Origin of the sequence: Listeria ivanovii subsp. londoniensis (assembly GCF_000763495.1) — a bacterium.
GTDB lineage: Bacteria > Bacillota > Bacilli > Lactobacillales > Listeriaceae > Listeria > Listeria londoniensis.
Map to the genome: position 1 here is coordinate 1996475 of NZ_CP009576.1, position 18166 is coordinate 2014640.

Below are 18166 nucleotides of genomic sequence, written 5' to 3' on the forward strand. Positions count from 1 at the left end.
TTTATTTAATGATATATTCAATCCCAATTGGCTCGGTAATCATTTCTTCCTTTTGTGCATTAAAAATAAGCATCGTGTTCTTTTGTAGTGTAAAATCATAAATAAATGATTTTGGATAGATAGTCGTATCGTTATTTTCGATTAATTTTTTCGTATCATCAGTTATCGTAATTTCATCTGAAATCTCACTGTTAAATAGACTCGCTGCCACTTTCGCATCATCACTTGAATAAGTTGTTTTTAACGTTGTCTGGATATTATTACCACTTGTAGCTAGCTCTGCTTTTACCGGTTCCGCCTCCGTCGTTATGGCTCGTTCACCATTTGAAATTTCATAATTAGTTAATTTTTCTTGAAGGCTATTTGTTGGAAAACGATATTTTGTATTCGTAATGTATTCCGACACTTTTTTCGCTTCAATACGGAGACGGTATGCTTTTATTCCTTTATAGCGATTATCATCAGCGGCTAATTGTTGTAAAATTTCTTGATTAGTAGAAGTAATTATTAAATCTCCATTTGTTGTAATAGTTGCCTCTGTATTGGCAGAAGGAATAGAAAGAATTATATTATTTTGTAAAGGGATTTGTGCTTTATTATTCACCCATACTTTGTTACTTTCAATTAATTCTGTTTTTGTTACTTTAGGGGGTTGTTCTTCTGCATCCACTTGCCAAAAGAAAAACACAATTGCTGCGATAGCAATGATAAAAATAATAATTATCACAGTGAATTTTTTTATTACGTGTTCACCTGCCATATCGCATTCACCTCATTTCTTGTCAAGACATCTATTATACTTGTTTTAGGTGAATAAGACAAATTTCTAACAATAATTACATCTATTTTACTATGTTTCATTTAGGACGTTTAGGCTAAAGAAAAAACTACCTTGCTGGGGTAGTTTTTAGTTATTTTCTTTTATAAATAAATCGGTTGCGGGAATATCATCTACGCTAGCAAAAAATTCAATATGTTGTTTTAAATTTTGGAATGTCATCGGTGTTTCGCCACCTAGTTCTCCGTCAAGATTAATCAACATTTTATCTTCCGAAGTCACAACTACCTTTTCTGATTTCACATAAATAACGTTAGGCTCTTTAATATGATCGCCTCTTAGTGCTAACGTTACTAACCGAATAAATTCTGCTAAATTAACCTTTTTAATAATGATTAAAGAAAATTTGCCATCATCTAGTTTTGCATCCGGAGCAATTTTTTCAAATCCGCCGATTGAATTAGTTAGGCCAAGTAAGAAAAACATAATTTCTCCTTCGAAAACACCTTGGTCATATTCTACTTTGACGCTGGTTGCTTTTAAGGATGGTAACATTTCAATTCCTTTTAAATAATAAGCAAGTTGCCCTAGCATCGTTTTTAGTCGGCTTGGGACATCATAGGTAAGCTCTGTCAAGCGACCTCCACCACCGATATTAATAAAATAAGTATCATTTGCTTTTCCAATATCCATCGCAATACTTTGACCGGCTGCAATAATCTTCGTTGCTTTTATCACATCTCTTGGAACATGGATGGCTCTCGCAAAATCATTGGTTGTCCCAGTTGGAATGATTCCTACTTTTGGTCGATAATCTTGTTCCGCAATCCCATTGATTACTTCATTTATCGTTCCATCTCCACCAGCTGCAACCACTAAATCGTATCTAGCTTTTATCGCTTGTTCTGCTGCATGTTTGGCATCATCTGGCTCCGCTGTTGTTGCGTGAGCGGATGTAATATATCCAGCTTCCTCTAATATCGAAAGGACATCTGCAAGATTTTTCTTAATGATTTCTCTTCCAGACGTAGGATTATAAATGACTCGAGCATGTTTTTGCATTTTGTTCGTCCTCTCCCTTGCTCAATCAGCGTTGTTCAAATGAAAAGCGCATTTTGACACATGATAGTAACATTATAGCAAATTTCACTTTAAATGCCTAATAGATAAAGCAGTGAAGAATAGTTCTTCACTGCTTTATTTTAGCGTTTATTCATTTCTTCTAATAATAATTTATTAACCATTGGTGGATTCGCTTGACCTTTTGTTGCTTTCATTACTTGACCAACTAAGAAACCAACTGCACGATCTTTCCCGTTTTTATAGTCGGTAATTGATTGTTCATTGTTGTCTAAAATTTCTCCGATGATTGTTCGTAATGCGCCCTCATCCGAAATTTGAACTAACCCTTTATCTTTAACTACTTGTTCCGCATTGCCGCCATTTAAAGCTAACTCACGGAAAACTTTTTTAGCAATTTTAGAGGAAATTGTTCCAGCTTCAATTAGTTTAATCATACCAGCTAAGTTTTCAGGTGTTAACCCGGTGTCATGCAATTCTTTTTGTTCTGCATTTAAATAAGCAGAAACTTCACCCATCAACCAGTTAGAAGCTTGTTTAGCATCTGCTCCAGCTTCAATTGTTGCTTCAAAGAAATCTGACATTTCTTTTGTTAATGTAAGTACCATCGCATCATATGCTGGTAGGCCAAGGTCATTAATGTATCGAATTTGACGTTTATCTGGAAGTTCTGGGATTTCGGCGCGGATACGTTCCTTCCAAGCATCATCAATAAATAAATCTACTAAATCTGGTTCTGGGAAGTAACGATAATCGTCTGAGCCTTCTTTAATACGCATCAAGGAAGTTTTTCCAGTTGCTTCTTCAAAACGGCGAGTTTCTTGTTCGATAATTCCACCAGAAAGAAGTACTTCTGCTTGGCGTTTTTCTTCGTATTCAATCCCTTTACGGACATTGTTAAATGAGTTTAAGTTTTTCAGCTCTGTTTTTACCCCAAATTCTTCTTGGCCAATTGGACGGATAGAAATATTGGCATCACAACGCATGGAGCCTTCTTCCATTTTCACATCAGATACGCCGGTATATTGAATAATCGATTTTAATTTTTCAAGATATGCATATGCCTCTTCCGCAGAACGAATATCTGGTTCAGAAACGATTTCGATTAGTGGTGTTCCTTGACGGTTAATATCCACTAATGAATAACCATGAGAAGTATGGGTATTTTTACCAGCATCTTCTTCTAAATGAAGACGAGTAATCCCGATTTTTTTCTTTTTACCACCTACTTCGATTTCAATCCAGCCATGTTCGCCGATTGGTTTATCGAATTGAGAAATTTGGTATGCTTTGGGATTATCTGGGTAAAAATAGTTTTTGCGGTCGAATTTTGTATGTTCAGCAATTTCACAATTAATCGCCATTGCAGCTTTCATTCCGAACTCTACCGCACGTTTATTTAATACTGGTAAAACGCCTGGCATACCTAAGTCTACCACCGTTGTATTTGTATTTGGTTCTGCTCCAAAATGAGCTGGCGCAGAAGAAAATATTTTTGAATTGGTTTTTAACTCTACATGAACCTCAAGTCCAATAACTGTTTCAAAATTCATTGCTACGCCTCCTATAAGTTTGGTTTTTCTTTATGGAATGTGGTCGCTTGTTCAAATGCATGAGCGACTTTGTACAGTAACGATTCTTCAAAATAATTACCGATAATTTGTAAACCAACTGGTAAACCGTCTGAGAATCCACAAGGAACAGAAATTGCTGGTACACCTGATAAGTTAATCGGAACCGTCAAAATGTCATTCGAATACATCGTAATTGGATCATTAATCATTCCGTCAATTTTAAATGCCGTTGTTGGAGAACTTGGTCCAATAATAACATCATAGTTTTCAAATACATTCACAAAATCTTGCTTGATTAACGTACGAGCTTGTTGGGCTTTTTTGTAGTAAGCATCATAATAACCTGAACTTAGTGCGTATGTTCCAAGCATAATCCGACGTTTTACTTCATCGCCAAAACCTTCCGAACGAGTTTTCTTATATAGTTCTTCCAGCGTAGTAGCATTTGGCGAACGGTAACCATAACGAACACCGTCAAAGCGAGACAAGTTAGAAGAAGCTTCACTGGATGCTAAAATATAATAACTTGCCACGCCGTATTCAGAATGAGGTAAAGAAACTTCATCCCAAGTAGCACCAAGTTTTTCTAATGTTTTAAGTGCGTCTAATACTGCTTGTTTCACACCAGGATCTACACCCTCGCCTAGATATTCTTTAGGTACCCCAATACGAAGTCCTTTAATATCACCAGTTAAGCTATCAGAAAAGCGCTCTACTGGTTGGTTAATGGAAGTAGAATCATTCGCATCCAAACCAGAAATCGCTTCAAGTAAGTATGCATTGTCCTCTACATTTTTCGTGATAGGTCCGATTTGATCTAATGACGAAGCGAACGCGATTAAGCCAAAACGAGAAACACGGCCATATGTAGGTTTCATGCCGACTACCCCACAAAAAGCTGCTGGTTGGCGAATTGATCCACCAGTATCACTACCGAGTGAAAATAATACTTCCCCAGCTGCAACTGCCGAAGCACTACCACCAGAAGATCCACCAGGAACACGTGATAAATCCCATGGGTTATGTGTTTTATGGAAGTAAGAAGTTTCTGTAGATGATCCCATCGCAAACTCGTCCATGTTTAATTTCCCAATATTGATTGTTTGTGCATTTTTTAATTTAGACACAACGGTTGCATCATAAATTGGATCAAAGTTTTCTAAAATTTTACTTGCCGCTGTTGTCCGCAAATTTTTTGTCACGATATTGTCTTTAATACCAATTGGCAGACCGGCAAGCATGTTGTTTGAATCAATTCCCGCATCGCCAAGCTCTTCCGCTACACCAAGTGCTGTTTCTTTATTTAAAGTGATAAATGAACCGACTTTATCCTCTACGGCTTCGATTCGGTTAAATGATTCTGTTACTAAATCAAACGGTGTGATTTCTTTTTTTACTAATTTATCGTGTAATTCTTTTACTGAAAAATCAAATAAGCCCAAAATATTTTCCCTCCTTAGCGTATTATTGCTCCATAATTGTTGGTACTTTAAACATACCGTCTTGTTCGTCTGGTGCGTTTTTTAGCACTTCTTTACGGTCAAGACCTTTAGTTGCCACATCTTCACGTAACACATTCGAAACTTCAATTGCATGGCTGGTTGGTTCGACATTACTAGTATCTAGTGTATTTAATTGCTCCACTAGCTCAATAATTTTACCAAGTTGACCAGCGAAAGCAGTTGCTTCGTTTTCTGAAACTTCTAATTTGGCAAGATTTGCTACTTTTTCTACGGTTTCTTTTGATATATTTGACAAAATGCCATCCTCCTTTTTAATGAAACGTTCTATGTAACAATGCTTCCCGCCTGATTAAATGGGAAGAACTGTTCTCTTCTGCATAATTATACAACAGGAGAGAACAATTCGCATTGTTTTTTATTAATCGTAAATATGAGCGGTTGCTGCATCTTCGTTTGCTTTTCTTGTAATTAAAGCAGCAGGACCGTCCGTGGTAGAAATATTTACTTGCAAATCAGCGGTTTTTGGAATGTGCTGACCAACTAGATCTGTTACATATTGCGTAAAACCGATGATTTCCGCTTGACCATAAAATTGTAGTGGAATGTCAATATTAAGTTCTGCTAATTGACCATCTTCATATCTACCGCGACCAACGACACCAGTAAAGTTTGGATAGTAATCTTCAATCGATTTTTTGAAATTAAGAAAACTATCATTGTCGGTTTTGTGATCTTTAGCAGATTCCGTCGACGGTAATACATAGTTTTTCTCATCTATTGTCTTCCATTTAGAAAGGCTGTCTCCATTTGCTGTTGTATAAGAGATAAAATTCCCTGGAGCAACGGCATCACGTTCACCCTGTTTATATATTGCAATCGTAACAGGTACATTTTCTAAACCTTTTGTTTGGCGAATTCGATTTAATACTGTAGCAGACATTTCTTTACCTTGTTCTAACAAAACATCATCGCTAATTGGTTGTTCATATGTGTCACCGTACTGTTCTTTTTGATAGTAATCAACTGAATTCATTGCAAGCGCAATCGAAATCCCACCAAGTGCAACCGTATCTTTATCTGTTTGCTTCAAATAATCTTGTTCTAAAATATGTGCTAAATAAATTGGTTTACGATCTTTGCCGTTACCGTTACTTTCTGGATTTAAGCCATTCGGATTATCTTTACTTTTGCGGTCTAGCCATTTTTGAAGTGTGTCTTTATCTAAGTACTGACCTTCTTGGAAAAGGTAATCATCCGAGGAATATTCATTTTGAGAAATACGCATCAAACCAGATTCCAGTTCGTTAATATCATATCTTGAGTATATATTCGAGACAACTAGTCCGCGAGATTTACTTGGCTTATAAGGTAATACGGTTTTGTAGTAATTAGCTGAGATTTGATTTTTTGTCATGATGCCCGTTTCTGCTTTCGAATCATCTTTTTGTACCACTTTATCGTTAGAATCAAGTTTTGGGGCACATCCAGAGAGAATCAGCGTTAAACCGAGCGCTGCAATTATAATTTTTTTCATTTGTTTAATCCACCTTCGTCTGGTAAGTACTCTATTAAGTCATTTTCAGACCAAATAGGAATTGCTAGTTCTTCTGCTTTAGCGAGTTTAGAACCAGCATCACTGCCAGCAACAACAACATCCGTCTTTTTACTGACGCTCCCGGAAACATTCCCGCCAAGTGACTCGATTAAGGCTTTTGCATCGTTTCTTGTTAACTGCTCTAATTTCCCTGTTAGAACCACTGTTTTTCCTGCAAAAACAAGTTCTTCTTCGGACATATCATCTAGTTTTGGTCCTGTATAAGTCATATTTACGCCGGCCCTTTTTAGTTCGTCTAGTAAGTTGTGAACTTCTTCATTCGCAAAATAAGTGACGATGCTGTCTGCCATTTTTTCACCAATATCATTAATCCTGGTTAACGTTTCTTTATCAGCTAGTTTCAATTTATCCATGGTTTCAAAGTAAATCGCAAGTGATTTAGCCGCTTTGGCACCAACATGGCGAATTCCTAAGCCAAATAATAATTTTTCTAGTGAGTTTTGTTTACTTTGTTCAATTGATGCGAGTAAATTCGTCACTGATTTTTCTCCCATTCTTTCTAATTCTAACAGTTTCTCTTTCGAAAGGAAAAACAAATCTGCTACATCTTTAATTAAATGGTGCGTAAACAGTTGAATAATTACTTTTTCACCAAGTCCATCAATATTCATTGCATTACGAGAAACAAAGTGAATTAAACCTTCTTTGATTTGTGCTGGACATTTAGGATTAATACATCTAAGCGCCACTTCTTCTTCCAACCGAACTAGCTCACTCCCACAAGTTGGACAGTTAGCTGGCATATGGAAAGGCTCTTCATCTCCAGTTCGTTCTTCCGCAATGCTTTTAATCACTTCTGGAATAATATCACCAGCTTTTTTAATTAAAACCGTGTCACCAATTCGAATATCTTTTTCTGTAATTAAATCTTCATTATGGAGCGATGCCCGACCCACTGTAGTTCCAGCTACTCGGACAGGTTCTAACACCGCGGTGGGAGTAACAACACCTGTTCGACCAACATTTAATTCAATGTCGAGTAGCTTCGTTGGAACTTCTTCTGCTGGAAATTTATAAGCAATCGACCAACGAGGTGATTTGGCGGTTGTTCCCATTTGGCGTTGCTGCTCTAAATCGTTTAATTTCAAAACAATGCCATCTATATCATAAGCTAAACCAGCTCGTTTTTCAGTCCATTCGTCAATATAAGCGTAAACTTCTTCTAAGGTAGAGCAAAGGCGGCGTTCTTTATTCACCTTCAAGCCTAAAGTTTCTAACATAGCTAAGCCAGCGCTATGAGTTGTGACACCCATTTCGCCAAAGTCTGCTACAGCATATAGGAAAATGTCTAAGTTTCTTGATGCAGCAATTTTCGTATCTAATTGGCGAAGCGATCCTGCTGCTGCGTTTCGCGGATTGGCAAATAGCATCTGACCTTCTTCTTCACGGATTTCATTGAGTTTTTGGAAAGAGCGTTTTGGCATGAAAGCCTCGCCACGTACTTCAATGGAATAACTTTTTTGTAATTTCATTGGAATAGAGCGAATCGTCCGCAAGTTGGCGGTAATATCTTCGCCAGTCGTTCCGTCGCCGCGTGTCGCACCTTGTTTGTATTTCCCATTCTCATATTGAAGTGATACAGCAAGCCCATCAATTTTCAGTTCACACATATAAGCGACATCTTCGCCTACTTTATCTCGGATACGCCGATCAAAATCAGCTAGGTCATCTTTATTAAATGCATTCGCAAGACTTAACATCGGCGTGTCATGCGCTACTTTTTGAAACCCTTCTAACACTTCCCCACCAACTCGATTGGACGGAGATTCAGGTGTAACCCATTCCGGATGCGCTGCTTCGATTTGAAGTAGTTCCTGCATTTTTTGATCGTATTCGGCATCTTCTACTGTTGGGTTATCAATTACATAATAATCATAGCTGTACTGATCAAGTATGTTAATGAGCTCTTCATACCGTTTTTTATCAGCCATTTCTTCACCTGCTTTTTCCAATTTTATACTTTTTCAATCGGGGCAAATTCTGCGAGTAATCGTTTGACGCCAGTTGGGCTTGGGAATGCGATATCTAGCTCCATTCCACTACCTTCTCCTTTGACACTAACAACTGTTCCTACACCCCATTTTTTATGACTAGCTTTGTCGCCTACAGTCCAGCCGAGTGTCTCAGCACCACTTGATTTATAAGCGGTCGTTACTTTTTGTGGCATGCGCGTTTTAGCATATGGTTTTTCTGCTTTTAATTTATTTTCATTTGCTAATTCTAATAAGTCACGAGGTATTTCGCCAATGAAACGAGACTCTTGATTAGAGGATGGCCGCCCGTAAAGCATTCTCGAATAAGCACTAGTTAAGAAAAGCTCTTCTTCTGCTCGAGTAATTCCTACATAAGCTAAGCGGCGTTCTTCTTCCATTTCATCTTCTTCATAAATAGCTCTTGAATGAGGGAAAATCCCTTCTTCCATTCCTACTAAAAAGACAACCGGGAATTCTAATCCTTTGGCTGAGTGGAGAGTCATTAGTGTCACTGCGCCGTTTTGTTCTTCGTTGTCTTCTTCTAATTTGTCTACATCTGCTACAAGTGCTAAATCTGTTAAGAAAGCAAGCAATGACTTATCATCATTTTCTTTTTCAAAGTTTTGTGTAACAGATAAAAACTCATCAATGTTTTCTAATCTAGTTTGCGCTTCAATAGTGCGTTCGTTTTTTAGCATTGCACGATAACCGGTTTTTTCGAGAATTTCTTCTACGAGTTCCGTTACCGATAGGAAGTCTTGCATCTGAGTAAAGCCACGAACCAAATCATGAAACGCTACAAGATCTTTGCTTATTTTGGCAGAAATACCTGCTAGCTCAATACGATTAAGCACTTCAAACAAGCTTAAATCATAGGCCGCAGCAACATTATTCAGCTTTTCAAGAGTCCCAGGTCCGACGCCACGTTTTGGAACATTAATAATTCGAGTCAAACTAATATCATCTTCATTATTACTAATAAGTCGCAAATAAGCTAAAATATCTTTAATTTCTTTTCTGTCATAGAATTTTGTTCCGCCAACCATCGTATATGCCATATTCGACTTCATGAAATATTCTTCCATGACGCGGGATTGTGCATTGGTTCTGTAAAGAATCGCAAAGTCAGATAACGGACGATTTGAGTTGTTTACTTCCTCTTGGATTTTCATCACAACATAAGCCGCTTCTTCTTTTTCGGTTAATGCTTTATGGTAAAAAATCTTTTTCCCTTCTGCATTACTAGTCCAAAGATTTTTTGGTTTACGATTACCATTATTTTCAATTACTCGATTTGCTGCTTCTAAAATCCGCTTGGTTGAACGATAATTTTCTTCTAATAAAATTGTTTTCGCATTAGGATAATCTTTTTCAAAAGACATGATATTACTAATATCCGCCCCGCGCCAACCATAAATAGATTGATCTGAATCACCTACAACACATAAATTCTTAAATCTAGAAGCAAGTAATTTCACGAGTAGATATTGGGCATGGTTCGTATCTTGGTACTCATCCACATGAATATATTGGAATTTGCGTTGATAATATTCCAAAACATCCGGAACACGTTCAAATAACTGAATGGTCACCATGATTAAATCATCAAAATCGAGTGCTTGATTTTTCTTTAATTTCTTTTCGTATTTTTCATACACTTCTCCGACCATTTTGTCATAAAAGCCACTAGCTTCCTTCACATATTCACTTGCGGTAATCAGTTCGTTTTTGGCGTTACTGATAGAAGCAAGGATACCTCGTGGTTCAAACTTTTTCGGATCGACATTTTTTTCTTTCAAAATGCCTTTAATCACTGACAACTGGTCACTACCATCTAATATAGTAAAATTTCGTTCATAACCAATTCGGTCAATATCGCGGCGTAAAATACGGACACACATCGAGTGAAAGGTGGAAATCCAAATAGATTCTGCTTCTCCGCCCATCAAATTACCAATCCGTGATTTCATTTCCCGAGCGGCTTTATTCGTAAACGTAATCGCTAAAATATTATACGGGTTCACGCCACGTTCCCTCACTAAATAGGCTATCCGATGCGTTAAAACACGTGTTTTCCCACTACCGGCGCCGGCCATAATTAGTAAAGGTCCTTCTGTACTTTCTACTGCTCGTTTTTGTTCGGGGTTTAATCCGTCTACCAATTCTTTTGCATTCAATTGCATTCTCCTATACACCACCATACAAACATTTGTTCTTATTTTATCATACTACTCTTTATAATCAAACCGTTTTCTTTGCAAAAATTGCTGCGGTTTCAAGGGCAGCTTCTAAATCTTCGTAAATCACATTTCCAACAATAATCGTGTCCGCATATTTTGCCATTTCAGCAGCTTGTTCTGCTGACCGAATACCCCCGCCATACCAAAGTTTTGTTTCGCTAAGAACCTTACTGACGTCCTTAACTACATCTGGGTCTCCGTATGTGCCACTATACTCCACATAAAAAATGGGCAGATGAAATAAATTCTCTGCTAACCTGGCATATGCGACAATATCTTCTTTTGTTAACGCTGTATTTGCTTCTGTTAACTTAGCCACTTTTGCATCTTGATTTAAAATGACATATCCTTCAGAGGTCACTCGTTTCCACGGGATAAAATCACCCATTTGTTTAATTAATGCTTGATGAAGACCGAGTGTCCATTTGCTATTTGTTGTATTTAACACAATTGGAATCAAAAAATGTTCTGCTTCCGGCAAAATCATCGCCTCATCACTGACTTCCAAATAAATCGGTAAGTCTGTTTCAGCGAGTAACTCATACAGCTTTTCCACTGCTTCCATTTGCAAATTATCTGTTCCACCAATAATAAATCCATCGGTTCCAGAATGAATGAGCTTAGTTACAACATTATGAGGTAAATCTTTCACTGGGTCTAACTTAAATAAATGCTTCATATGCCCCTCCATGTATCTGTTATGGGATATCTTATTATAGCATTAGTTGCATATCACCGCACCCTTCCGAAAGCAATTTTTAACTTTTTTTAAGCTTTTTTGTCTAATTGTTGTTGGGCTAGCTTTTATTTTATGGTATGATGAGGAAAATTTGATTTTATTCATACAACTTAGGTTTACATAAAAAAATGGAAATGAGGTTAATATGCAAGAAAAAAGGGAAGAATGGGGCTCAAAAGTTGGATTTATTCTGGCGTCTGCTGGCTCCGCAATTGGAATTGGCGCAATATGGAAACTGCCTTATGTAGCTGCAACTGCTGGAGGTGGCGCGTTTTTTTTATTGTTTTTAGTTTTAACATTATTAGTAGTTATGCCGCTCTTAATAGCGGAATTTGTCATTGGTCGCGGTTCTGGTGGAGATGCGTTGCAAGCTTATAAAACACTTGCACCTGGTTCAAAATGGAACTTGCTTGGAAAATTAGGCGTGGTTGGCGCGAGTATTTTATTTTCATTTTATAGTGTTGTCGGTGGTTGGATTATCACCTATCTAATTAAGGCTTTTTCGGGTAGGATCGCTGGGCAAAATCAAGCTAGTTTATTACATGATTTTCAAGTAACTACCGCAAACCCTTGGATATCAGTTGGCGCGACTATTTTGTTCATTTTGCTTAATGTGCTAGTTATTAGTCGCGGAGTTGTTAGTGGAATTGAAAAAATGAGTAAATTTATGATGCCCGCATTATTTATTTTATTTATTGTTTTAATTATTCGCTCGTTAACGCTTCCTGGTGCAATGGAAGGAGTAGCTTTCTTCTTGCGACCAGACTTTAGTCATTTCACTGCACAAACAGTCCTTATTACACTTGGTCAAGCCTTCTTTTCGCTTAGTGTTGGGATTTCGGTGATGGTGACGTATAGTTCTTATTTGAATCGTTCTGTTAGTTTACCGCAATCAGCTGTATCGGTTTCTTTAATGAATGTCTTTGTTTCGCTACTTGCTGGATTGGCCATTTTTCCAGCCGCTTTTGCATTTGACATTACACCTGATGCTGGTCCCGGATTACTTTTCGTTATTTTGCCATCGATTTTTAATCAATTACCATTTGGGATGTTATTCTTTATTATTTTCTTAATTTTATTTCTGTTTGCGGCTCTTACTTCGAGTTTTTCCATGTTGGAAGCGACTGTTGCTCCTTTAATGAATAGCGGAATGAGTCGAAAAAAAGCAAGTATCGGAATGGGAATCGTGATTGTCTTCATGGCGATTCCCAGTGCGCTCAGTTTTGGTGTTTGGAGCGATGTACAGATCTTCGGTTTAAGTATCTTTGATGCCGCTGACTATCTTGTTTCAAATATTATTTTACCAGTCGGAGCTTTATTTATCGCTATTTTTGTCGGTTATAGGTTGCCTCGTGAACTGTTGTTGAAAGAATTTACTACTAGCAGCCATTTTGGAAAGAAACTCTTTATTGTTTGGTTGTTTTTGATTAAATATATTGCACCGATTGCGATTATTTTCGTTTTCCTTTCCGCTACAGGTTTACTGGATTTATTCTTTTAACTAAAAAAAGCAATCTCACTAGAATTTCAAGCGAGATTGCTTTTTTATATTGCCATAAGTACGATGCTTGTTACACAAATTAATATGCCACTTAGACCAATTGCTGTTCCAATTGCTCGTTTTTCTTTTACATTGGCAAGTGTCGTGAAAATAAAACAGATAATGAAGACCCAATGCCATAATAGTGAAAATTCAAGTCCTATACCGGTTGCAATCATATTAATGATAAAATAGATAACTGCAATGGCAAGAATAGAAATAATGATAAGTTGATAGGTCTTACTATTCAATTTCTTCAAGTTACACCCCTACCAATCTTATTCTGGTTTTGTCATTCTTGAAAAAACAACATCGTACATGTCATTGCCATAATGAAGTGAACGCTTTACACGTGAAATAGTAGCTGTACTTGCACCAGTCTCTGATTCAATCACATTATAAGTTTTTCCGTCGTGAAGCATTTTTGCGACTTGGAAACGTTGAGCCATGGATTGTATTTCATTAACTGTACAAACATCATCAAAAAAAGCATAACATTCTTCTAAATTTTCCAGCGTTAAAATCCCTTGGAAAAATTCATCCAGTCCTTGTCCACGCAACTTCTCTATTTGCATACCTTTACCTCCAAATAATCTCATATATCCTACTTTCATATTTTAACGTACCAACGTGTAAAACACAACCGTTACTCTTTTCTATGACAACAAAAAAATACTACCTTAGAAATTTTACTAAGATAGTACTTTTTATTATTCCGCTTTTGTTCCAATATCCATTCGATAAAAGAAATTGGGGTTATCCATTTTTTGCATTTCCGGATAAAGTAATTCCCGCGCTTCTGTTATCGTGTTTGCTTCTTTTGCTAATAAGAGAACTCGCCCACCATCTGATACAAACTCCCCGTCCGCGCGCAGTTTTGTTCCAGCATGATAAACATCCACATCATTCGCAAGTTCATTCAATCCTGTCAACTTATTTCCTTTATTGTATTGATTGGGATAACCAGCACTTGCTAATACGACGCCGAGTGTTATGCCATCTTTTTTAAACCGCACATCTGGTTCTTCGCCATTTAATAGTGATTGTATTAAAGCAGCAAAGTCACTTTCTAAACGCGGCAAGACTACCTGCGTTTCTGGGTCACCGAACCTAGCATTAAACTCAATCACTTTTGGTCCTTCTTCGGTTAAAATTAGGCCTGCATATAGAATTCCACGGAAATAGCGTCCTTCTTCTACCATTCCTTTGGCGGCAGGACGAAGAATTTTTTCTACGGCTTGCTCTACTACTTTGGGTGAGATATGAGGAACAGGAGAATACGCCCCCATTCCACCAGTATTAGGTCCCTTGTCTCCTTCATATGCCCGCTTATGGTCTTGCGCGATTGCCATTGGATATACTTCAGTTCCGTTCACAAATGCCATCAAAGAAAACTCTTCCCCAGCTAAGAAGTCCTCGATAACTACCTTCAGTGAGGCATCACCGAATTTTTCTTCTAACATCATATCTTTTAAGGCAAGTACCGCTTCTTCCATTTCTAGCGCGACTGTGACACCTTTTCCGGCTGCTAGTCCATCTGCTTTAATAACGATTGGAACGCCTTTTTGGTCTAAATAGGCTTTGGCTTCTGCATAATCGGTGAAAGTTTTCGATGTAGCTGTTGGAATCGCATATTTCTCCATGAATTGTTTGGCAAAGTCCTTACTTCCTTCGATTAATGCTGCATTTGCTTTTGGTCCGAATGCTTTTATTCCAGCTTCTTCAAAAGCATCCACCACACCTTCTAATAGAGGAACTTCTGGTCCAACAACCACAAAGGATATATCGTGTTCTTTGACAAACGAAATTAAAGCTGCTTTATCCGTTTCGGAAATCGATACTAATTCAATCTTGTCTAAACGCATTCCATCATTACCAGGCGCACAATATACTTTCTTTACGTTTTTCGATTCTAGTAACTTTTTACTGATAGCATGTTCTCGCCCGCCACTACCAACTACTAATAAGTTCATTTTATGACACGTCCTTTTTATGAGGCTTAATGTTTGAAATGTCGTACATGTGTTAGTACCATGGCGATTCCGTACTTATCTGCCATCGCAATCGACTCTTTATCTTTGATGGATCCACCTGGTTGAATAATTGCTGTAATTCCTGCTTTTGCTGCAGCTTCCACCGTATCATCCATTGGGAAAAATGCATCGGAAGCAAGAACCGCTCCTTTTGCTTTATCTCCCGCTTGAAGAATAGCAATCTCTGCTGAACCAATGCGATTCATCTGTCCTGCACCTATGCCAAGTGTTTGCTTGTCCGTTCCAACAACAATGGCATTTGATTTCACGTGTTTCACAATTTTCCACTGTGCGAGCAGAGCGGTCATTTCTGTTTCTGTAGGTTGTTTTTTTGTCACAACTTCATATGTTGCCGGATCTTCTACAACCGAATCACTCGCTTGGATCAGTAGCCCACCATTTACAGAAGTCTTTTCAAAGCTCTCCACTCCACTAGCAAATGGAACAGTTAGTAAGCGAATGTTTTTCTTTTTTGAAAGAATCGCAAATGCTTCGCCAGTAAAACTTGGAGCAATAATAATTTCTAGGAAAATTTTACTCATATGCTCTGCTGTTTTAGCATCTACTTCTTTATTTAAAGCAACAATACCACCAAAAATGGATATTTCATCTGCTTCATAGGCTTTTAAATAAGCTTCTTCAATTGTCGTACCTACTCCAACCCCGCATGGATTCATGTGTTTTACAGCGACTGCAACTGGTTCACTAAATTCACTAGCGATTTTCAGGGCTGCATCTGTATCACGTATATTATTATAGGATAACTCTTTTCCATGTAATTGTTTTGCAGTACTTATCGAGTTTTTTACAGCCTGTGGTTCTGTATAAAAAGCGGCATCTTGGTGAGGATTTTCACCGTAACGAAGCACTTGTTTTCGATTATAGGTTAATGTCACTTTTTCTGGGAAAGTTTCTCCCGTTACACTAGTTAAGTATTCAGCAATTAATGCGTCATAAGCAGCGGTATGTCGGAAAACTTTGGCAGCTAAGCGCTCACGTGTTTCAAATGTTGTCGTACCGTGTTCACGTAATTCTGCAAGTACGGTTTCATAGTCTGCAGTATCAACAATTACCGTCACCGCTGCATAATTTTTGGCAGCAGAGCGTAACATCGAAGGACCACCAATATCAATATTTTCAATAGCTTCTTCTAAAGAAACACCTGTTTTTTGAATTGTTTCTTGAAAAGGATATAAATTTACTACTACTAAATCAATGGGTTGAATGTGATGAGCTGCAATGGCATCCATATGTGCTGCTGTATCACGTCTTGCAAGTAGTCCACCATGAATAGCTGGATGAAGTGTTTTTACGCGACCATCTAGCATTTCTGGAAATTCCGTTACTTCTTCAATCCCAGTCACTGGTACACCGGCTTGTTCAAAAGCAGCTTTCGTTCCTCCAGTTGAAATAATTTCCACTCCAAGTTTTACTAATTCTTTCGCAAAAGGTACAATACCGTTTTTATCTGATACACTAATCAGCGCTCTTTTCATGATAATGAATCTCTTCCCCTCCATTTTGAATTAAATGACGAATCACTTTTGGATAAAAAACATGTTCTACTTGATGAATTTTTTCAGCCAATGTTTCCACTGTTTCATCTGAAGCAATTGGTACATCTACTTGATCGATAATCGGGCCAGTATCCATTCCCGCATCTACAAAATGTGCTGTCACTCCTGTTTTGGATACTCCCGCTTGAAGTGCTTGCTTTATTGCATCTTTTCCTTTAAATGCAGGTAGTAAAGACGGATGTAAATTGACGATTTGCTTGGGAAATTCTGCTAGTAGCGTCGGCCCAATTAAACGCATATAACCCGCAAGCACAAGTAAATCCACTTGATAGTGACGTAATTCCAGCAAAATTTCTGTTTCAAAAGCTTCTTTGTCCGGATATTTTTTAGCTTCAAATAGAAAAATTGGAATATTATTTTTGGCTGCTCTCTCTAAAACATAAGCATTTGGTTTATCACATACAAGTAGCCTGATGTGCGGTTTAATCCTTTCATCATCCACTAGAGCTTGGAAATTCGAGCCATTTCCAGAAGCAAAGACGGCAATATTCATTCGCTATTTCCTCCTGAAAAAATCACTGGATCTGCCACACGCGGGATAACATTCCCGATTTTGTAAGCAGCTTCACCATTTTCTTTTAATAAACGTACTGTTTTTTCCGCGTCCTCTTTAGAAACCGCAAGCACCATACCAATTCCCATATTAAAAATTTCATACATTTCCAAATCGTCTAATTGTCCGTACTTCTTCAAAGCATCAAAAATAGGAAGTACTGGCCAAGAACCAAGCTCAATATCTACCGCTAAATCATCTGTTAGCATCCGCGGTAAGTTTTCAACAAAACCACCACCAGTAACATGGGTAATGCCATGTACATTTACTTTTTTCAATAGTTCTAAAACAGGTCTTACATAAATACGCGTTGGTTTAAGTAATTCTTCACTAAGCGGAATTTCTAACTCAGGAAGCACTTCATTTAAATGAAATGAATTATCTTTAAAGAAAATTTTTCGAACGAGTGAATAACCGTTACTATGAATTCCGCTAGAAGGAATACCAATCAAAACATCGTCTGCTTTTACTGCATCTTCCGTAATAAGGTTATTCTTCTCGACAGCACCAACTGTAAAGCCAGCTAAATCATAATCATCCGCACCGTACATATCAGGCATTTCCGCAGTTTCCCCGCCAATTAAAGCAGCCCCAGCTTGCCGACAACCATCCGCAACCCCGTGGACGATTTGCTCCATTTTGACTGGATCCGTTTTACCGGTGGCGATATAATCTAGAAAAAATAACGGTTCAGCACCTTGAGCTAAAATGTCATTCACACACATTGCTACACAGTCAATTCCAATCGTATCGTGTTTATCGGCTTCAATCGCAAGGAGTAATTTCGTTCCTACACCATCCGTACCTGAAACTAAAACCGGTTCTTTTAAATGAAGACTACTTAAATCAAACATTCCGCCAAAAGAACCTAGCGCTCCCATGACACCGATTCGTTCTGTTCTAGCAACATGTTTTTTAATACGTTCTACGACTTGATAGCCTGCTTCCACATCGACCCCAGCTTTACTATATGCATTTTCTGCCATTCGATTTTTCACTCC

16 protein-coding genes are annotated in these 18166 nt (G+C 37.8%); 1 reads left to right on the top strand and 15 read right to left on the bottom strand.

Features of this window, described 5'->3' with window-relative positions:
* Nucleotide 1: 1 nt before the first annotated feature.
* From JL53_RS09775 to pcrB, 9 genes are all read right to left on the bottom strand, one after another.
* Complete coding sequence (locus tag JL53_RS09775) at nt 2-760, bottom strand: hypothetical protein (RefSeq protein ID WP_003720063.1); 759 nt, start codon at nt 758-760, stop codon at nt 2-4.
* Nucleotides 761-907: 147 nt separating this feature from the next.
* Complete coding sequence (locus JL53_RS09780; RefSeq protein WP_038407516.1) at nt 908-1840, bottom strand: diacylglycerol kinase; 933 nt, start codon at nt 1838-1840, stop codon at nt 908-910.
* A 140-nt stretch (nt 1841-1980) separates the two neighbouring features.
* Nucleotides 1981-3411: an Asp-tRNA(Asn)/Glu-tRNA(Gln) amidotransferase subunit GatB gene (gatB, locus tag JL53_RS09785; protein ID WP_003720064.1), complete on the bottom strand. Its 1431-nt coding sequence runs from the start codon at nt 3409-3411 to the stop codon at nt 1981-1983.
* A gap of 11 nt (nt 3412-3422) precedes the next feature.
* Complete coding sequence (gene gatA / locus JL53_RS09790; RefSeq protein WP_003720065.1) at nt 3423-4874, bottom strand: Asp-tRNA(Asn)/Glu-tRNA(Gln) amidotransferase subunit GatA; 1452 nt, start codon at nt 4872-4874, stop codon at nt 3423-3425.
* Between the two features lie 22 nt (nt 4875-4896).
* Nucleotides 4897-5190 (bottom strand): Asp-tRNA(Asn)/Glu-tRNA(Gln) amidotransferase subunit GatC, encoded by a 294-nt coding sequence (gatC, locus tag JL53_RS09795; RefSeq protein WP_003720066.1) that lies wholly within the window; start codon nt 5188-5190, stop codon nt 4897-4899.
* Between the two features lie 123 nt (nt 5191-5313).
* The gene (locus JL53_RS09800; RefSeq protein ID WP_003720067.1) at nt 5314-6429 is read right to left on the bottom strand and encodes a CamS family sex pheromone protein; all 1116 of its coding nucleotides are present in this window, start codon (nt 6427-6429) and stop codon (nt 5314-5316) included.
* Nucleotides 6426-8441, bottom strand: coding sequence for an NAD-dependent DNA ligase LigA (ligA, locus tag JL53_RS09805; RefSeq protein WP_038408230.1), 2016 nt, complete (start codon nt 8439-8441; stop codon nt 6426-6428). The genes JL53_RS09800 and ligA overlap by 4 nt, the downstream gene beginning before the upstream one ends.
* A gap of 23 nt (nt 8442-8464) precedes the next feature.
* Nucleotides 8465-10660, bottom strand: a complete 2196-nt coding sequence (gene pcrA, locus JL53_RS09810; RefSeq protein ID WP_077916419.1) for a DNA helicase PcrA — start codon at nt 10658-10660, stop codon at nt 8465-8467.
* Between the two features lie 64 nt (nt 10661-10724).
* The gene (gene pcrB, locus JL53_RS09815; RefSeq protein WP_038407518.1) at nt 10725-11402 is read right to left on the bottom strand and encodes a heptaprenylglyceryl phosphate synthase; all 678 of its coding nucleotides are present in this window, start codon (nt 11400-11402) and stop codon (nt 10725-10727) included.
* A gap of 205 nt (nt 11403-11607) precedes the next feature.
* On the opposite strand from pcrB, the gene JL53_RS09820 reads away from it, so the two are divergent.
* The gene (locus JL53_RS09820) at nt 11608-12963 is read left to right on the top strand and encodes a sodium-dependent transporter (RefSeq protein ID WP_003720071.1); all 1356 of its coding nucleotides are present in this window, start codon (nt 11608-11610) and stop codon (nt 12961-12963) included.
* Between the two features lie 44 nt (nt 12964-13007).
* On the opposite strand, the gene JL53_RS09825 is transcribed toward JL53_RS09820, so the two are convergent.
* The 6 genes from JL53_RS09825 to purM form a co-directional block, all read right to left on the bottom strand.
* Nucleotides 13008-13262 carry a hypothetical protein gene (locus JL53_RS09825; RefSeq protein WP_003720072.1) on the bottom strand — a complete coding sequence of 85 codons (255 nt, stop codon included), beginning with the start codon at nt 13260-13262 and terminating at the stop codon, nt 13008-13010.
* Nucleotides 13263-13280: 18 nt separating this feature from the next.
* Nucleotides 13281-13577 (bottom strand): YerC/YecD family TrpR-related protein, encoded by a 297-nt coding sequence (locus JL53_RS09830; RefSeq protein WP_003720075.1) that lies wholly within the window; start codon nt 13575-13577, stop codon nt 13281-13283.
* Between the two features lie 135 nt (nt 13578-13712).
* Entirely contained in the window at nt 13713-14975 is a 1263-nt protein-coding gene (purD, locus tag JL53_RS09835; protein WP_038407519.1) for a phosphoribosylamine--glycine ligase, read from the bottom strand.
* Between the two features lie 26 nt (nt 14976-15001).
* A complete protein-coding gene (purH, locus tag JL53_RS09840; RefSeq protein ID WP_003720077.1) occupies nt 15002-16531 on the bottom strand; it encodes a bifunctional phosphoribosylaminoimidazolecarboxamide formyltransferase/IMP cyclohydrolase in 1530 nt (509 codons plus the stop codon).
* Entirely contained in the window at nt 16512-17105 is a 594-nt protein-coding gene (purN, locus tag JL53_RS09845) for a phosphoribosylglycinamide formyltransferase (RefSeq protein WP_003720078.1), read from the bottom strand. Before purN ends, purH begins: the two co-directional genes overlap by 20 nt.
* Nucleotides 17102-18151, bottom strand: a complete 1050-nt coding sequence (gene purM / locus JL53_RS09850; protein WP_003720079.1) for a phosphoribosylformylglycinamidine cyclo-ligase — start codon at nt 18149-18151, stop codon at nt 17102-17104. The genes purN and purM overlap by 4 nt, the downstream gene beginning before the upstream one ends.
* Between the last annotated feature and the right edge of the window lie 15 nt (nt 18152-18166).